Below are 15,428 nucleotides of genomic sequence, written 5' to 3' on the forward strand. Positions count from 1 at the left end.
GCCAAGGGTGATAATATTAGCAGCAACAATGATGTTAGGGTGAATTCAGTGCGATTTTGGGTGTTATTTATTGCGATGTGTTGGAGCGTATTGGCTTCGGCGCAGACAAAAGATGTATTGGTGATCCACTCCTACCATCAAGGCTTCTTTTGGACTGATGATTTCCATAAAGGGTTGTCCGAAGAACTCGATCGCGACGGGTTGTCTTACCGCGTCGTTTATCTCGACAGCAAACGCACTCAAAACCCTGAATACCTCGAGCGCGTTTACCAGCTTTATCACACCAAATTAATGCACGAAGAGTTTGCAGCGGTTGTGGTGAGTGATAACAACGCTCTTAATCTGATGAAGCGCCTAGCGTCGGATCTCGATGGAACCCCGGTTATCTTTGGTGGCATCAACCACTTCTCTCCAAAAATGATCGAAGGTTTGAACGCCACGGGCATCACTGAAGACATCGATCTGGTTGGCAACATCGAACTGATTAAGCGTCTCCAGGCGACCGTGAAAAAGGTCTACATGGTGACCGATCACTCGGTGACTGGTGAGGCCATTCGCGCGCAAATAGATCTATTCATTGAAAAAAATCCTAACTTTGCAGATTTAATTGAACACTATGTTCCAGACTCATACCAAGAACTGACGACTTTTTCGCAGCGTGCAGACTTAGGGAAAAGCTTGCTGTTTTGGGCGTATTACCGAGACGCTAAAGGTGATGTGAGTAGTGATGAAGACTGGCGTCAGCTGAACATTAAAACGCAAATGCCACTGTATATGGTGCACGACTTAGGCCTAGGTTTTGGGGCCATTGGCGGTGTGATTCAAAGCGGTGAAACTCAAGGGCGTAACACTGGTCGTGTTTTGTTGCAGGTGTTGGCGAACCCTAATGAACCGTTGCCTCCTGTGGTCGCTGGTGCTCCGGAGATTAAACTCGACTATCAACAAATATCGCGTTGGGATTTGGGTGCAGAGAACGAAGCTGCAGTAACGTTCCTTAACAAGCCTAAGCCTTTTCTGATGCGCTATCGCGATGAAATTCGCACCATAGGTTTAATGTTCCTTGGTATGTCATGCGTGATCGCCACCTTGGTGTATTACCTCAATCGTCTCAAGAAGAGCGAACGAGCAAGCCGTCAAAGCCAACGACTGTTGGAGTCGATATTCGACCAGAGCCTTCAGTTTATGGGCATTATCGATAAAGGCGGTGTGTTGCTGTCGAGTAATAGCAAGCTGCATGAGCTGCTCTACAATCAGGGCTATAAGCTAGGAACACCTTTGCAAGAACATCAGCACTGGGAAGACTCTGCCAGTGAGGTGTTGAAAGAGTATTTTGTTGAGCGAGATGATCACCCATCTTTACGCTTTGAAGCTGAGGTTTGGTGCCGAGATCGCGGTGCCATGGTATTGGATATCTCACTGAAGCCGATGCCGGGCAGTGAAGAAGGCGATATTCAGTTCTTATTTGAGGCGCGCGATGTCACTTCACGTAAGTTGGCTGAGAACAAGCTGTTCCAGCGTGAAGCGAACCTAAAACTCTATTACGACAAACAACCGGTGATGATGATTACTTTGGACGGTAATAATCGCATCCAACAAGTGAACCAATTTGCCGAAGAGCTGCTTGGTTACCCACTGGATGAACTTTTAGGTCACCGTCCTAGAGAGTTCTATGTCGATGAAAACGCGATGATTCCACGTCATATCTTGTTGCAGCCACAGCACAAGGTTCGCGGTGTATGGCGTCGTGATATTGAGTATCGTCATGCCGATGGCAGCACGATTTGGATTCGAGAAAATATCCGTCCGCTGGTGGAGTCTGATCAGCTGTTGATTGTGGGCGAGGACATCACTGAGACACATGAGCTTTCTGAAAAGTTGGAGTATCAGGCACGTTATGATCTGCTGACTGATACCTTTAACCGTAACCACTTTGAGCAAGAGCTACAGAAGGCACTCAAAGAGGTTGAGAGCCACATGCGCACCCACGCAATGCTGTTCTTAGACCTAGACCAGCTGAAAGTACTGAACGATACCGCAGGGCATGAAGCGGGCGATGCTGCGATCTTGTTTAGCGCGCAGTTATTGGAAGAGGTACTGCCATACAATGCGGTATTGGCGCGTATGGGTGGAGACGAGTTTGCGGTACTCATCAAAGACTGTACTGAGAGAGACGCGGTGAATGTGTGTCGCAGTATCATCTCGATGATGGGCGACAATCCATTCTTGTGGGATGACATCCGACTTAACTTAACCTGCTCTATCGGTATTCGATTGATCGACCATACTGCCGCAACGCCACAAATGGTGCATGCTCAGGCAGACGCGGCGTGTCATGCTGCTAAAGAGGAAGGACGTAACCGCTATCACCTTTACCATCAAGATGATGAAGATTTACTTCGACGTCATCTAGAGATGGAATGCGTTAACCTAGTGCATGAAGCCCTAGCCAATGATCGCCTGGAACTGTTTGCGCAGCGTATTCTTGGCTTAGATGAAGACAGCGATAAAATGCACTTCGAGATCTTGGTGCGCATTAAGAATGTGGATGGGGAATACATCTCTCCGGGGATCTTCATGCCTGCTTCCGAGCGCTACAACATCGCGCATTTAATTGACCGCCAAGTGATCGGTCAGACATTGAGTTGGTTAGAGCAACGCCCACATCTGATTGATGACTTAGGGATGTGTTCTATCAACCTTTCTGGTCACTCGATGGGCAATCGAGAGTTTGTTGAGTTCCTGATTGAAAGCTTGAGTAACTCGTCGATTCCGTGTCATAAGATCTGCTTAGAGATCACCGAAACAGCGGCGATGAGCAACATGAAACAGGCGATCAAGTTCTTCACTCGAATCAAAGACCTTGGCTGCATGATTGCGCTCGATGATTTCGGGTCTGGGTTATCGTCGTTTGGTTACTTGAAGAAGCTACCAGTCGACATCGTTAAGATCGATGGTTTGTTCGTGCGTGATATTGATGTCAATGAGATGGACCATGTGATGGTTCGTTCTATCAATGATCTAGCCAAGCAGATGGGGAAGCACACAGTGGCTGAGTTCGTTGAAAACACCCAGATCATCGACAAGCTGATTGAGCTCGGAGTGAACTATGCACAAGGTTATATCATTGGCCGACCTAAGCCGCTTGCTGAACTGGTTGATGAGCTTCAGCAAGAACGAGCGCTAGAAAACGCAAACTAACTAGGCCTTGTGTACAGCCTTGTTTTAATCTCGTGACTTTCAGTGCTAATAGTTTGCACCGCCAATATGTATTGTTGAGGCAATCAGGTAAACTGGTTGCCTCTTTTGTTTTGAATACTACTGTCTGTTGGAGACGACCTTGCAACTACAACTGATTTGCGAAGATGCTACCCAAATCGATCATCTGAATGACTTAGCGACTCGTTGGAATTTATCTCACGATGAAAACAGCGAATTTGCTTTGGTGCTGACTAGCGAGCGACTTGAGCTGCGCAAAGTAGACGAGCCCAAACTAGGCGCTATCTTCGTTGATCTAGTTGGCGGCGCGGTTGGTCATCGACGTAAGTTTGGTGGTGGCAAAGGCCAAGCTATCGCCAAGGCGGCAGGTTTAAATAAAGGCGCTACGCCAACCATTCTTGATGGTACGGCTGGCCTAGGGCGCGATGCATTTGTACTGGCTTCCCTAGGTTGCAAGGTGCAGATGGTCGAGCGTCACCCTGTTGTTGCAGCGCTGCTTGATGATGGATTACAGCGTGCACAGCAAGACCCTGATATCGGTGGCTGGGTTAGCGAGCGTATGAAGTTGATTCATGCTTCAAGTCATGATGCGCTGGATAAGCTCAGCGATGATCCTAACTTTGAGCAACCGGATGTGGTCTATCTAGACCCAATGTACCCACACCCTGAGAACAAAAAGAAATCGGCTCTAGTTAAAAAAGAGATGCGCGTATTCCAATCTTTGGTCGGTGCAGACTTAGATGCTGATGCGCTATTAGCGCCTGCAATGAAGCTCGCATCAAAGCGAGTTGTGGTCAAAAGACCCGATTATGCGGCTTGGTTAGATGAGCAAAAACCGAGTATGGCGATCGAAACCAAAAAGAACCGTTTTGACGTGTATGTGAAGGCATCAATGACTTAGCGATGCGCTAAGAAAATTTCCCGTCATAAATACGATAAATTGCCATTTAACACTTGCGATAGTCGCGTTACGGATGTATATCTAACTAAGAATCATTATCATTCTTAGCTGGAGTTGTAGCATGGCTAAACGCTTTTGTAAGTTAAACCGTCGAGACATTACCGAACACCTAGGCGAGATCCACAGCTTGGTTACTGAACCTAAGTTTGTGTGCCGCTCTTGTGCACGTTCATCGGCGGACGAAGCGAACCTATGTAAACCAACAGCAATTCCACCGCTCGGTTGTCAGAATAAGCCAGCTGAAGAGAAGGCGGCTTGTGGTCTGTTAGCCGAAACGCTACCAAAGCCTGAAGTCACCTTGGCAGAGATGCCTGACTCATCAGTACAGATGTTTGACCCAGCCGTTGCTCTTGGAGACGCAGACAAACAAGCGTCACCGAAAAAAGCCAAACTGAAAAAACGCATCGCTAACGCGAGTGGTGATGAGAAATCAGAACTGAAGCGAGCGAAGAAAGCGGCTAAGAAACAAGAGAAATACAATAAGAAGCTGGCGAAGATGATTAAGAAGCAGCAAAAGCTGTTTAAGAAAAGCCAGAAACTGGAAAGTGAATTGGAACGCATCAACTTACGACTTGATGATGTAGCTTTCACTGAAAACCAGGCTGTGGTTGTGAATCATATTCACTAACACCAACTGTTGAACATTATTCAACACGTTAGCCAGATCTAAAAAGAGCGACCTTAGGTCGCTCTTTTGCTTTTTGTCTCCGAAGAGAACTTGGCCGCGCTGGCGCATAAAAATTTGTTAGGCGTTGGCCGCCGATCTCGCCACACGCTTTTTCACCCACGTCTCATTCACGATGAGAGAAAGCAAGATAACCCCGCCGCCAATCGATAGTCGTACCAAATCAACGTCTCGGTTCCAGATCAGGATGTTTACGACTAGACCTGCAGGTACCAACACGTTGTTCATTACAGCAAGTGCACCTGCGTTTACCATGCATGCGCCTTTGTTCCACATAAAGTAACCCAACCCAGAAGCAATTAAGCCTAGGTAGATAAGGATTCCCCATTGAAGTGCAGTGGTTGGTAGTTTCTCAGGGTTGCCTAGAAGCATGAACGCAACCGAAGCCACGCACAGAGCGCCTAGGTAGAAATAGCCAAATACCGTATGTTGAGGAAGCTCTGTCGACTCCTTCTCCATCACCACTTTGTAGCCCACCTGACCAATCGCAAAGCAGAGGTTTGCACCTTGCACGACAAGGAAGCCAACCAAAAAGTTGTCGTTAATTCCGGCGAACTTAATGAATACTGCGCCCAATACCGCAATCGCAGCCGTGACTAAGTACCAAGGTGAAAATTGTCCTTTGAGGAAGTCATAAATCAGAGTGACATAGATTGGAGTAAAGACGGTAAATAGCAGCACTTCCGGTACGGATAGCAGCAAGAAAGATTGATAGTAGAAGCAGTACATCAGGCCAAGCTGAATACCACCAATCGCCATCAATTTAGCGATTAACTTACCAGGGATTCCACGAAACTTCAGGAAAGGAAGAAAGACGATACCTGCTAGAGCAACACGCATCAGAACAGAGAACCAAGAATCAACCTGACCAGCAAGGTAGACGCCAATCAGGCTAAAAGAGAAGGCCCATAGGAGGGTAACACCAGCTAAATAGCTCATAGTAAAACTTCGTTATTAAGAGATGAGCTGTATGTTACCTAACCTTAAATCATTAGTCTTCTGAATCTCTTAGAGGCACGACCAGCATATCAACCGGAGTGGCATTGATCAGTTGTCGTGTAGAAGAGAGCAGTTTGCTCCAAAAGTCTTGATGGTGACCACACACCACTAAATCAACGTTGTACTCAGTGATGGTATCGCACAACTCATGGCTCAAATCGCCGCTACCCACAAGCGTGTGAGTGATCGGGTATTGAGCATGTTCAGCAAAGTTTTGTAGCTGAATACGAGACGCTTCCATCGCGTTGTGTTGGGTTTCTGCCATGTTGATGTCAATCAGCCCGGTATAGAGCTCGGCATAGTTAATATCGATATGGATAAAAGAGACTTTGGCTTCTAATGGCTTTGCCAATGCTACCGCTTTATCCACAATTAATTTGCTGTCATCTGATAAATCGACTGCGACCAAAATATGTTTGTAACTCATATCGCTACCTCCTTTATTCATTGTCTGATTAAAGATTAGCACTATGCGATGCCTTTTTTTGCTGAAGTGATCTCATATCCATCGTCTTGCGTAGTGAAGGTTCGAAATATCGGCTAACTAATGGTCAGCGAGAAATTAATAAAATAGTGATATAGTAGAGAAAATTGAGGATGTACTTAGGAGTCTTAAATGCTGTCACAAACTATGGTTGAGCAACTGAACGAGCAAATTAATCTAGAATTTTTCTCATCCAATCTATACTTACAAATGAGTGCTTGGTGTGAAGACAAAGGATTTGAAGGTGCAGCAGAGTTTCTGCGTGCTCATGCGGTAGAAGAAATGGAACACATGCAGCGTCTCTTCACTTACGTAAGTGAGACAGGTGCAATGCCAATTTTAGGTGCGATCGAAGCCCCGAAACATGAATTTGAAAGCCTTGGCGCAGTATTCCGCGAAACCTACGAGCACGAGCAGATGATTACTGAAAAGATCAATAAGCTGGCTCACGTTGCTTTCAGCACACAAGACTACTCAACCTTTAACTTCCTGCAATGGTACGTTGCAGAGCAACACGAAGAAGAGAAGTTGTTTAAAGGTGTATTGGATAAGCTAGAGCTTGTTGGTGAAGACGGTAAAGCACTGTTCTTTATTGATAAAGACCTAGCGCAATTGGCAAAAGATGGTTCATCTTCAATCATGGATGCTCCTGCAGCCTAGGCTGTAAGAAAAAGACTCTGATTATCTTTTTCTTTTGAGTTTTCCTTTGAAGATGTAGGGAGGAAAGGATGATCAGCGGCGACACTATTCTATTTGCACTAATGGTTGTGACTTGCGTGAACTGGGCGCGTTATTTTACGGCGCTACGAACGCTTATTTATATTATGCGAGAAGCACATCCTCTACTTTATCAACAAGTAGACGGAGGCGGGTTCTTCACAACTCATGGCAATATGACCAAGCAAGTTCGCTTGTTTAGTTACATCAAAAGCAAAGAATACCACCATCATCATGACGAGGTTTTTACTTCTAAATGTGATCGAGTAAGAGAGCTATTCATACTTTCTTCGGTTTTGCTTGGTGTGACGTTAGTGGCCGCGTTTATCGTCTAGGTAAATCAGCGAGTGCGCTTAGAGTGTCGGTTATTCTCTCGTTGGACTTTGTAAAACACTAGCCAGTATACGAAGTTTGAATGGTGGAACACCAATTGCAAAGTTTAAAATTGCCGCTAAAATAGCGAGCAATTAGTAAGGATGTGCTGTTAATGCACATCCTTTTTTATTGATGGCATTTTGAGAACAGGGCGCTCTCAAGGTGCAAAGTGAAGAAAGCAGAACCGCAATGAGTGAAAAATTTGATGTAATCGTGATTGGTGCGGGCGCCGCAGGCTTAATGTGTGCCGCGGAAGCTGGTAAACGTGGCCGACGAGTGCTGGTGGTTGATCATGCGAAAAAACCAGGCAGAAAAATTTTAATCTCAGGTGGTGGCCGTTGTAACTTCACCAACTACGATGTGTCTGCGAATAACTTCCTGTGTAAAAACCGCCACTTCGTCAAATCGGCTCTGTCTCAATACACCAACTGGGATTTCATCTCTATGGTGAGCAAGTACGGCATTGAGTTTGAAGAGCGCGATCACGGTCAGCTATTTTGTGTGAATGACCACACAGCAAAAGATATCGTGAGCATGCTGCTTGAAGAATGTCAGCAAGCGAAAGTTGAGCAACGCTACCGCTGTGACGTTCACTCTATCGAAAAGACCGACTCTGGCTTCAAGATGCACCTCAATACCGACCAAGTTGAATGTGATTCACTGGTGGTAGCGACTGGTGGTTTGTCTATGCCTAAGCTGGGCGCAACGCCATTTGGCTATAAGATTGCAGAGCAATTTGGTTTGTCCGTCATGCCGACTACAGCAGGTTTAGTGCCGTTTACGTTGCATAAAGAAGATAAAGAAGATTTCGCAGAGCTTTCTGGTATCGCGATTCCTGCGGAGATCACAGCGCAAGATGGGACCTTATTTAAAGAAGCGCTGCTGTTTACGCATCGCGGTCTATCTGGTCCATCGGTACTGCAAATCTCTTCGTTCTGGAAAGCGGGTCAGTCAGTTTCAATTAACCTAGTACCAGAAGCTGATGTGACTGAATTGCTGGCCAACTCTCGTGAGAAGCATCCAAACCAGAGCTTAAAGAACACACTAGCAAAAGTATTACCGAAGCGTTTTGTTGAGGTGTTGATTGACCGTAAAGAGCTGGAAGACAAACCGCTTAAGCAGTTCAACGAAAAGCAGCTTAATGGCATTGTTGAGCATCTAGAAAACTGGAAAATCGCACCAAATGGCACAGAAGGCTACCGTACGGCGGAAGTTACTCTTGGTGGCGTTGATACCGATCATCTATCTTCAAAAACCATGGAATGTAAGAACATCAAAGGCTTGTTCTTCGTTGGTGAGGTGATGGACGTAACGGGCTGGCTTGGTGGTTACAACTTCCAATGGTGTTGGAGCTCAGGCTTTACTGCTGGTCAGTGGGTGTAGTTAACAATTTCTCCGCAACAGCGATGGACTCATAATGACGACCATCGCTGCTGTTCAATACCGTATTAGACTTTGCCGAAAGCTAAGAGCTTATGATGCTTTGCTTGTTGGTGGGTCGCTTAGTTCAACACAACGCCCTCGATATAAAATCTCACTGTTTGGGTCGCGATTAGCGGTCACTAGCAGTTCAGAACTGCTTTTAAGCGTTTGCCACTCAGTTGGCGACATATAGCGGACGTTATTTACATTTTCTAGGCTATCAATGAGTTTGAGCTCACCGGTATTTCCATCTCTCATCCACACCATTGCTCTATCCATAGGTACTTTCGCCATCGCACGATTTCGCTGCATGCGGATGCTTGATTGCCCGGGCTTTTCTCCTTGATAGGCGACCAAAGCAAAATGGTCTTTTTGGCTCTCAGAAGACATCATGGCTAAGTAACTAATAGGGCGCACCTGTGCGATTTCTGTTGGTTGCGAGGTTGGTAATACAAAAGGTTGTAGCGACAACCCTATGAGCAGAGAAAAAGCCATGCTAATAGGGAGCCACCACCAACGCATAGTTTGAGTTTGCTTCGATGGTTTGATTGTTTGGGATGCGATGTTTTTCCATACTTGGCGTGGCGGAGGTTTCAAGTTGCCTTCAGAATGTGCCATGTCGACTGCTGGGGTTAAGCTAGACAAATGCTGATGCCAAAGGTCGATGTGTTCCCACCAAGTGGGATCTGATCGCATGAGGGTTTCCAATCTCTTTCGTACGAGTGGCGTTAATGTTCCCAGAACGTATTCGCCGGCGAGTTTATCTCTTAGCTCTTGATTTTGATAACGTGCGTTTTTTAATGGGTTAGGCATCGTTTTAGCTCCTGTAAACCTCGGCGAATCCACGATTTCACTGTGCCAAGTGGAGTGCTCACATGGTGGACGATCTCTTGATGACTCATCCCGTGCTGATAGGCCAAGATAATCGCATTCCTTTTTTCTTCAGCGAGCGAGTTTAGGCAGTATGATAAGTTGGCTCCTGAATCAGATGTTACTTCGAGAGCGACCTCTTCGGGGGGCTTTACCAGTTGTTCTTCCCCTCGATTGTTCCGCTTTCTAATTTCATCTATAGCGAGGTTTCTCATACTTTGGCATAACCAAGCCCAAGGGTGATTTACTGGATATTGCTGGTTGTTGTGCCAGAGCTTTACGAACCCCTCTTGAAGTATATCTGCTGCAACGTGTTCGTCTTTAACGACGCCGAGGATAACGTTGAAAAGCCGGGTACTGGTCAACTGGTATAGCGCTTCGAACGCAGCTTGGTCTCGAAGCGCTACTTGGGAAAGCAGTAAACCTATCTTATGTTTATCGGTGTTCACGCTTTCCTCATTATTGTTCTACAATGTGCCAGACTTGTTTTACGCCATTCCCGCTAGTGTCGCCGGGCTTTTGGTCTTTTATCCAACGATAAAGCGGTTTGTTGTGATATGTCCATTGATATGAGTCGTCGTTGCGCTGAGTCACACCAAATCCTCCCGTCAGCTTTAGATTTGCTATCCCCTTTTGAGTTATCTCTGTATCCACAAGAGCAGGTGGCCACTTAGAGGCGCAATCATCGTAGCAAACGGATTGGTTTGGCTTATCTTTATCAAAGGTATAGAGAGTCTTATTATGGCTATCGACCAGATAACGTTGCTTACCATCATTGTACAGTCTGATGGTTACATCATCCGCTCGGGCTAGTGGCCAAACGCCTTTGATGCCCGCACCTGTGATCTCTCCTTTCTGAGAGTCTTTAAGCCAGCGATAAAGTGGTTTTCCGTTCAAAGCCCATTGTTTGTTGCCGTCTTCTCTTGTTATTTGGCTGAAGCCTGCTTGCGTACCGAAGTGCTTGCTGGATTGTGCGGTTACAAGAACAGGCGGCCATAACTTCTCACATTGGTCAGTACATACAGATTTCCCAACTGGATCTTTGCTAAAGGTATAAAGTGATTTGCCTGAGGCATCGGTGTATACCTCTCCAACTGACGTAGTTATTGTTGGTGCAGCAAAACTAGTTGAGGTGACCAGTAATGCTGAAAATAATAGTTTTTTCACAGTCGTTTTCCTTATTAACGAGTCCAACCTTCGCGAGTGAAAAAGGTTTCTCCCTCACTGCTGTTAACGAAATCAATGAAAGCTTGAGTTTGTGGATCTGCACCTTTTGCCTTTGCTAGGGTGAGATCTCGGTAGATGCGTCTTTCTGGCTCAATTTCTACATAGTCGACTTTATCGGCATGGTTGAGCGGCCAGTGAATCCAAGTGATCCACGCATCAGCCTTTTGTTGTTGAAAAGCTTTGAAACTTGCTCCGCTGCCTTTGGCGTAAGCAATGATTTTTTTGCGAAAGTTCTGTACGTCAGCCAGTGAACCCGTGCGTCCTGCGACATCTTCCCAAACGCCTGTACCGGAAGTGTTGTAAACCCCTAGACCTTCAGTCACGACTATTCGCGCTGGTTTTTCGAGTAGGTCTTTAATCCCGTTGATATTTTTTGGGTTCCCCTTTGGCACCGCAATCACTGCACGGCGCAAGTACACTGGCTCAACATCTTGATCGGTAATAAAGGGGTAGGTTTCAACAAAAGCGCTCATGGATTGTTCTGCGGATCCAAAGATTAAGTCAGCATTTTTCTGTGCATCTTTCGTCCACTTTGATTCAGGCCCAGCGATCACGTTTACCGTCACCTTACTTTTTTTACTGAAAGCTTCTGCGGCATGACGAAGCGCGGTGTCGGGGCCTCCTGGGCCATAGATATTGATTTCTCCATCTTGAGGTTGATGGGTGATGTCTGAATCAAGTTGGGGTGAAGCGAGTGCTGAAGTGTTCGCAAGCAGTATGCTTAGGCCTACAGTAGTTAGTTTAAGTTGCATCTTTTCTCCTAATCTAAACTCAAAATGCTTACAAGAGACGCAAGAGCTCACCGATTGGATGCAGTAAAGGTAAATTTTTTTGTTCAGCCTTGTTATTTAGGTCGTGATTTTATTTTTTCTCAATGAGATAGAGGGTGTAGTTGAGGGGCAAAGAAGTGGATAGTTTGCGATTTTAGGTGCCAGCCTTGAGAGGGTAGGCACCTAACAATGTTTACCAAGAGAAGAGGTTAGCAAGCGATGTTTTATAATGAGCCTGATCTATTTACTTACTTTGATTTGTTGAATCACCAAACCAGCAATAATCAGCACTAAACCAAACAGGGTTGATGGGTGAATTTCTTCGCCGATAATGGTGGAAAGTAGCATCAAAGAGATAAAAGGTGAGGCGAAAATCAGGTTGCTGATGCGTGCCGTGTTGTTGGTTAACTTCAATGCCGATAGCCACAACACAAAGGTAATTCCCATCTCAAACAAGCCAACGTAAGTCACCGCCATCCAACCTTTCGCCGTGATTTGGCTAAAGCTTTCGCCCTGGAAAATGGTTAAACCAATCGCGAAGGGTAACGCCACTAAGAATCCAAGTAGTACACCAACCACAGGATCAGCCTTGTTTTTGGTGTTAAGGATCCAGTAGCCCGCCCACAGTAGGGTTGAAAGCAGTGCTAGCGCAACACCAAGTGGGCTATCGAACTGCATACCCAGTACATCGCCTTTGGTAGCAATTACAACCACACCCGCATAACTGAAGGTACAAGCCACCCAATCTTGCTTGCGAATCTTTTGTCCCAGAAAAACCGCTGCCATCAGCGTTAGCGTGATAGCCCAGCTGTAGTTGATGGCCTGAGCTTGAGAAGCTGGCAGCAGGTCGTATGCTTTGAAGAGAATCAGGTAGTAGGCCAGCGGGTTAACCAAACCAAGCAGTAGGTAGTACCAAGGGTTTGATAGGAATGTTGTGCTTAGCTGAGAAAGCTTACCTTGAAAGGCGCAGACCGCGATTAGCGCAGTCGACGACACAATGCTGGCAATGGTCAGCATTTGAATAGGTGAAAACTCAGCAAGGGTCAGCTTAAAAGCAGTAGCGACCGTTGACCACAGCAGCACTGCGGAAAGGCCAAAGCCCAAGGCACGACGTTCGTTCATGGCAACTCATTCTAATTGGGTGGGACTGAATACGGAGCGCTTAGTCTATCTGTCGAATTTTAATACGGCAAACTGGACATTTATCCAGTATCAAAATACCATTTAATGAGTTATTTCCAATTAGGCTAAATCATTATCATGCAATGGATTATCGAACATCAGGCAACGCTTATTGCTGCAATTTCTGGCGCACTCGTCAGTGGCGGCGTCGTGGGTTGGTGGGTTAAACAGAAACTCTCTTTTCAGCAGCGATTGCTCGAGCAGCAACTTGAGTCTGATCGTTTGTTGCATGAATCTCAGCAGTCACAGCTCAAATCCTCCTTGGCAGAGGCACAGCAAGAGCTCGATGAAATGGATGACGAGCGAGACAAAGCCGCATTTGAGCTTAAACAAGCACACGGTAAGGTGATGGCGGCGATGGAAAAGCTTCGCTACTTCGAAGCGGTCAAACAAGAACGACAGCAGTATGCCGATGAGATTAACGTACTGAAAGACCATAAGTCGGAGTTGGAGGCTGAACTCCGTGAGCAAGAAGCAAGGCACGATCAAGAGAACCTTGCTAACAGTGAAAAGCTGCAGCTCTTAGAGCAGGCTGAATCACGCCTAAAGCAGCAGTTCGAGCATCTTGCCAATCAGCTGTTTGAAACCAAAACTGCTAAGGTCGATCAACAAAACAAGCAGAGTTTAGAAGGGTTACTCTCACCGCTGAGAGAGCAACTAGAAGGCTTTAAGAAGCAGGTTAACGATAGCTTTAGCCAAGAAGCCAAAGAGCGTCATACCTTAGTACATGAATTGAAAAACCTGCAGCGCCTTAATGAAAATATGACTCGCGAAGCGGTTAACCTGACTCAGGCGCTCAAGGGTGACAACAAACAGCAAGGTAACTGGGGGGAAGTGGTGCTGGCTCGTGTGCTTGCGGAGTCAGGCCTGCGAGAAGGGCACGAGTACCAAACGCAAGTGAACCTACAGAATGATGCAGGTAAGCGCTATCAGCCCGATGTGATAGTCCATTTGCCACAAGATAAGCAAGTGGTGGTGGATTCTAAAATGGCATTGGTCGCGTTTGAGCGCTACTTCAATGCTGAAACTGATCAGCAGCGTGATGTCGCATTGCGTGATCATTTGGTCTCACTGAGAGCGCACATCAAAGGCCTGAGCCAGAAGGATTATCATCAGCTCAAAGGCATCCAAAGCTTGGATTACGTGCTGATGTTTATCCCAGTTGAGCCTGCATTCCAAGTCGCGATTCAAGCTGACCCTAGCTTGGTGAAAGACGCGATGGAGCAAAACATCATCTTAGTCAGCCCTACTACTTTGCTGGTGGCACTGCGCACCATTGATAATTTGTGGCGCAATGAAAGACAGAACCAGAACGCGCAGGTGATTGCCGAGCGCGCAAGCAAGCTTTACGACAAACTGCGCCTGTTTGTCGATGACATGGAAGGTCTTGGTAGCTCGCTAGATAGAGCCAATCAAAGCTATCAAGGCGCCATGAACAAGTTAGCAACAGGTCGCGGTAACGTGATTCGTCAGGCTGAAAGTTTCAAGCAATTGGGCGTTGAGGTGAAGAAACCTATCTCTATTGGCTTGGCAGAAATGGCGCAAAATGAGGCTTTTTCAGAAAATGCCTCCTTAGTAGAAAGACAACCCGCTGAGGATAAAGTAAACTAATCGGCCGCAGCGCCTCTAAACACAGAGTGTGCTGTCGATGAGAACTTACCATGGTAGATAACAGCATTATGGACACAAGCGTGCAGACAAATTCAGCAGTAGAGTCAGAAACCACACACTTTGGTTTCGAAACAGTCGCGAAAGACGAAAAAGTCGCGAAAGTAGCAGAGGTATTTCACTCTGTAGCCGCTAAATACGACATCATGAATGACTTAATGTCGGGTGGTGTTCACCGTTTGTGGAAACGATTCACGATTGATTGCAGTGGCGTTCGCCCTGGTCAGCGTATTCTAGACCTTGGTGGTGGTACTGGTGACCTGACGGCGAAATTCTCGCGCATCGTTGGTGAAAAAGGCCACGTAGTTCTTGCTGATATCAACAATTCAATGCTGAATGTTGGCCGCGATAAACTGCGTGATAGCGGTATTGTTGGCAACGTACATTACGTACAAGCGAATGCTGAAGAGTTGCCTTTCCCAGACAACTACTTCGATTGCATTACTATCAGTTTCTGTCTGCGTAACGTAACCGATAAAGACAAAGCACTGCGCTCTATGTACCGTGTGCTTAAGCCGGGTGGTCGCCTATTGGTTCTAGAATTTTCTAAGCCAGTACTTGAGCCACTTTCAAAAGTATATGATGCGTACTCATTCCACCTATTGCCAAAAATGGGTGAGTTGATTGCTAACGATGCAGACAGTTACCGTTACCTTGCTGAATCTATCCGCATGCACCCAGACCAAGAAACGTTGGAAGGCATGATGCAAGAAGCGGGCTTTGAGAATACGAAATACTACAATCTAACGGGCGGCATTGTAGCGCTGCACCGAGGTTACAAGTTCTAGTTGAACTTGGTAGCAAGCGCTTTGAGCGTGTTAGATAGAAAATAAGAATAAAGATAGAACGGAT

General features: G+C 46.3%; 15 protein-coding genes. 8 read left to right on the forward strand and 7 right to left on the reverse strand.

What is annotated here, in order from left to right; all coding sequences use genetic code 11:
- Positions 1–75 precede the first annotated feature (75 nt).
- From BTO10_RS20400 to BTO10_RS20410, 3 genes are all read left to right on the forward strand, one after another.
- Positions 76–3,198, forward strand: coding sequence for an EAL domain-containing protein (locus tag BTO10_RS20400; protein WP_105025780.1), 3,123 nt, complete (start codon positions 76–78; stop codon positions 3,196–3,198).
- A 139-nt stretch (positions 3,199–3,337) separates the two neighbouring features.
- Positions 3,338–4,117 (forward strand): class I SAM-dependent methyltransferase, encoded by a 780-nt coding sequence (locus BTO10_RS20405; RefSeq protein WP_061033086.1) that lies wholly within the window; start codon positions 3,338–3,340, stop codon positions 4,115–4,117.
- A gap of 121 nt (positions 4,118–4,238) precedes the next feature.
- Complete coding sequence (locus BTO10_RS20410) at positions 4,239–4,805, forward strand: hypothetical protein (RefSeq protein ID WP_004740954.1); 567 nt, start codon at positions 4,239–4,241, stop codon at positions 4,803–4,805.
- A gap of 117 nt (positions 4,806–4,922) precedes the next feature.
- Here the strand turns inward: BTO10_RS20410 and BTO10_RS20415 are convergent, their stop codons facing one another.
- Both BTO10_RS20415 and uspA read right to left on the reverse strand, forming a co-directional pair.
- The gene (locus BTO10_RS20415) at positions 4,923–5,801 is read right to left on the reverse strand and encodes a carboxylate/amino acid/amine transporter (protein ID WP_105025669.1); all 879 of its coding nucleotides are present in this window, start codon (positions 5,799–5,801) and stop codon (positions 4,923–4,925) included.
- Positions 5,802–5,853: 52 nt separating this feature from the next.
- On the reverse strand, positions 5,854–6,288 hold the full coding sequence (uspA, locus tag BTO10_RS20420; RefSeq protein ID WP_004740958.1) for a universal stress protein UspA: 435 nt from the start codon (positions 6,286–6,288) through the stop codon (positions 5,854–5,856).
- A 189-nt stretch (positions 6,289–6,477) separates the two neighbouring features.
- On the opposite strand from uspA, the gene ftnA reads away from it, so the two are divergent.
- The 3 genes from ftnA to BTO10_RS20435 all read left to right on the forward strand — a co-directional run bounded on the left by ftnA (position 6,478) and on the right by BTO10_RS20435 (position 8,820).
- Positions 6,478–7,005 (forward strand): non-heme ferritin, encoded by a 528-nt coding sequence (ftnA, locus tag BTO10_RS20425; protein ID WP_004740959.1) that lies wholly within the window; start codon positions 6,478–6,480, stop codon positions 7,003–7,005.
- Positions 7,006–7,073: 68 nt separating this feature from the next.
- Complete coding sequence (gene uspB, locus BTO10_RS20430) at positions 7,074–7,397, forward strand: universal stress protein UspB (RefSeq protein WP_004740961.1); 324 nt, start codon at positions 7,074–7,076, stop codon at positions 7,395–7,397.
- Positions 7,398–7,626: 229 nt separating this feature from the next.
- Positions 7,627–8,820, forward strand: coding sequence for a BaiN/RdsA family NAD(P)/FAD-dependent oxidoreductase (locus tag BTO10_RS20435; RefSeq protein ID WP_105025781.1), 1,194 nt, complete (start codon positions 7,627–7,629; stop codon positions 8,818–8,820).
- A gap of 90 nt (positions 8,821–8,910) precedes the next feature.
- Here BTO10_RS20435 and BTO10_RS20440 read toward each other — a convergent pair whose 3' ends face one another.
- From BTO10_RS20440 to BTO10_RS20460, 5 genes are all read right to left on the reverse strand, one after another.
- Positions 8,911–9,672 carry a hypothetical protein gene (locus BTO10_RS20440; RefSeq protein WP_105025670.1) on the reverse strand — a complete coding sequence of 254 codons (762 nt, stop codon included), beginning with the start codon at positions 9,670–9,672 and terminating at the stop codon, positions 8,911–8,913.
- Positions 9,657–10,178 (reverse strand): RNA polymerase sigma factor, encoded by a 522-nt coding sequence (locus tag BTO10_RS20445; RefSeq protein WP_043883286.1) that lies wholly within the window; start codon positions 10,176–10,178, stop codon positions 9,657–9,659. Before BTO10_RS20445 ends, BTO10_RS20440 begins: the two co-directional genes overlap by 16 nt.
- 10 nt (positions 10,179–10,188) lie before the next feature.
- Positions 10,189–10,896 (reverse strand): hypothetical protein, encoded by a 708-nt coding sequence (locus tag BTO10_RS20450; protein WP_105025671.1) that lies wholly within the window; start codon positions 10,894–10,896, stop codon positions 10,189–10,191.
- Positions 10,897–10,910: 14 nt separating this feature from the next.
- The gene (locus BTO10_RS20455) at positions 10,911–11,708 is read right to left on the reverse strand and encodes a substrate-binding domain-containing protein (protein WP_105025672.1); all 798 of its coding nucleotides are present in this window, start codon (positions 11,706–11,708) and stop codon (positions 10,911–10,913) included.
- Positions 11,709–11,966: 258 nt separating this feature from the next.
- The gene (locus BTO10_RS20460) at positions 11,967–12,848 is read right to left on the reverse strand and encodes a DMT family transporter (RefSeq protein WP_105025673.1); all 882 of its coding nucleotides are present in this window, start codon (positions 12,846–12,848) and stop codon (positions 11,967–11,969) included.
- Positions 12,849–12,986: 138 nt separating this feature from the next.
- On the opposite strand from BTO10_RS20460, the gene rmuC reads away from it, so the two are divergent.
- Together rmuC and ubiE are read left to right on the forward strand one after the other, a co-directional pair.
- A complete protein-coding gene (gene rmuC, locus BTO10_RS20465; RefSeq protein WP_105025674.1) occupies positions 12,987–14,519 on the forward strand; it encodes a DNA recombination protein RmuC in 1,533 nt (510 codons plus the stop codon).
- A 65-nt stretch (positions 14,520–14,584) separates the two neighbouring features.
- On the forward strand, positions 14,585–15,364 hold the full coding sequence (ubiE, locus tag BTO10_RS20470) for a bifunctional demethylmenaquinone methyltransferase/2-methoxy-6-polyprenyl-1,4-benzoquinol methylase UbiE (RefSeq protein ID WP_032554326.1): 780 nt from the start codon (positions 14,585–14,587) through the stop codon (positions 15,362–15,364).
- The last annotated feature ends 64 nt before the right edge of the window (positions 15,365–15,428 follow it).

It is taken from the genome of Vibrio chagasii, assembly GCF_002954585.1.
Taxonomy (GTDB): domain Bacteria; phylum Pseudomonadota; class Gammaproteobacteria; order Enterobacterales; family Vibrionaceae; genus Vibrio; species Vibrio chagasii_A.

Excerpts from the sequence above, each read along its gene's own strand:
- uspA (WP_004740958.1), bottom strand. The coding sequence starts at position 6,288 with ATGAGTTACAAACATATTTTGGTCGCAGTCGATTTATCAGATGACAGC.
- ftnA (WP_004740959.1), top strand. The coding sequence starts at position 6,478 with ATGCTGTCACAAACTATGGTTGAGCAACTGAACGAGCAAATTAATCTA.
- BTO10_RS20455 (WP_105025672.1), bottom strand. The coding sequence starts at position 11,708 with ATGCAACTTAAACTAACTACTGTAGGCCTAAGCATACTGCTTGCGAAC.
- BTO10_RS20415 (WP_105025669.1), bottom strand. The coding sequence starts at position 5,801 with ATGAGCTATTTAGCTGGTGTTACCCTCCTATGGGCCTTCTCTTTTAGC.
- BTO10_RS20400 (WP_105025780.1), top strand. The coding sequence starts at position 76 with ATGTGTTGGAGCGTATTGGCTTCGGCGCAGACAAAAGATGTATTGGTG.
- BTO10_RS20410 (WP_004740954.1), top strand. The coding sequence starts at position 4,239 with ATGGCTAAACGCTTTTGTAAGTTAAACCGTCGAGACATTACCGAACAC.
- BTO10_RS20460 (WP_105025673.1), bottom strand. The coding sequence starts at position 12,848 with ATGAACGAACGTCGTGCCTTGGGCTTTGGCCTTTCCGCAGTGCTGCTG.
- rmuC (WP_105025674.1), top strand. The coding sequence starts at position 12,987 with ATGCAATGGATTATCGAACATCAGGCAACGCTTATTGCTGCAATTTCT.
- BTO10_RS20440 (WP_105025670.1), bottom strand. The coding sequence starts at position 9,672 with ATGCCTAACCCATTAAAAAACGCACGTTATCAAAATCAAGAGCTAAGA.
- uspB (WP_004740961.1), top strand. The coding sequence starts at position 7,074 with ATGATCAGCGGCGACACTATTCTATTTGCACTAATGGTTGTGACTTGC.
- BTO10_RS20435 (WP_105025781.1), top strand. The coding sequence starts at position 7,627 with ATGAGTGAAAAATTTGATGTAATCGTGATTGGTGCGGGCGCCGCAGGC.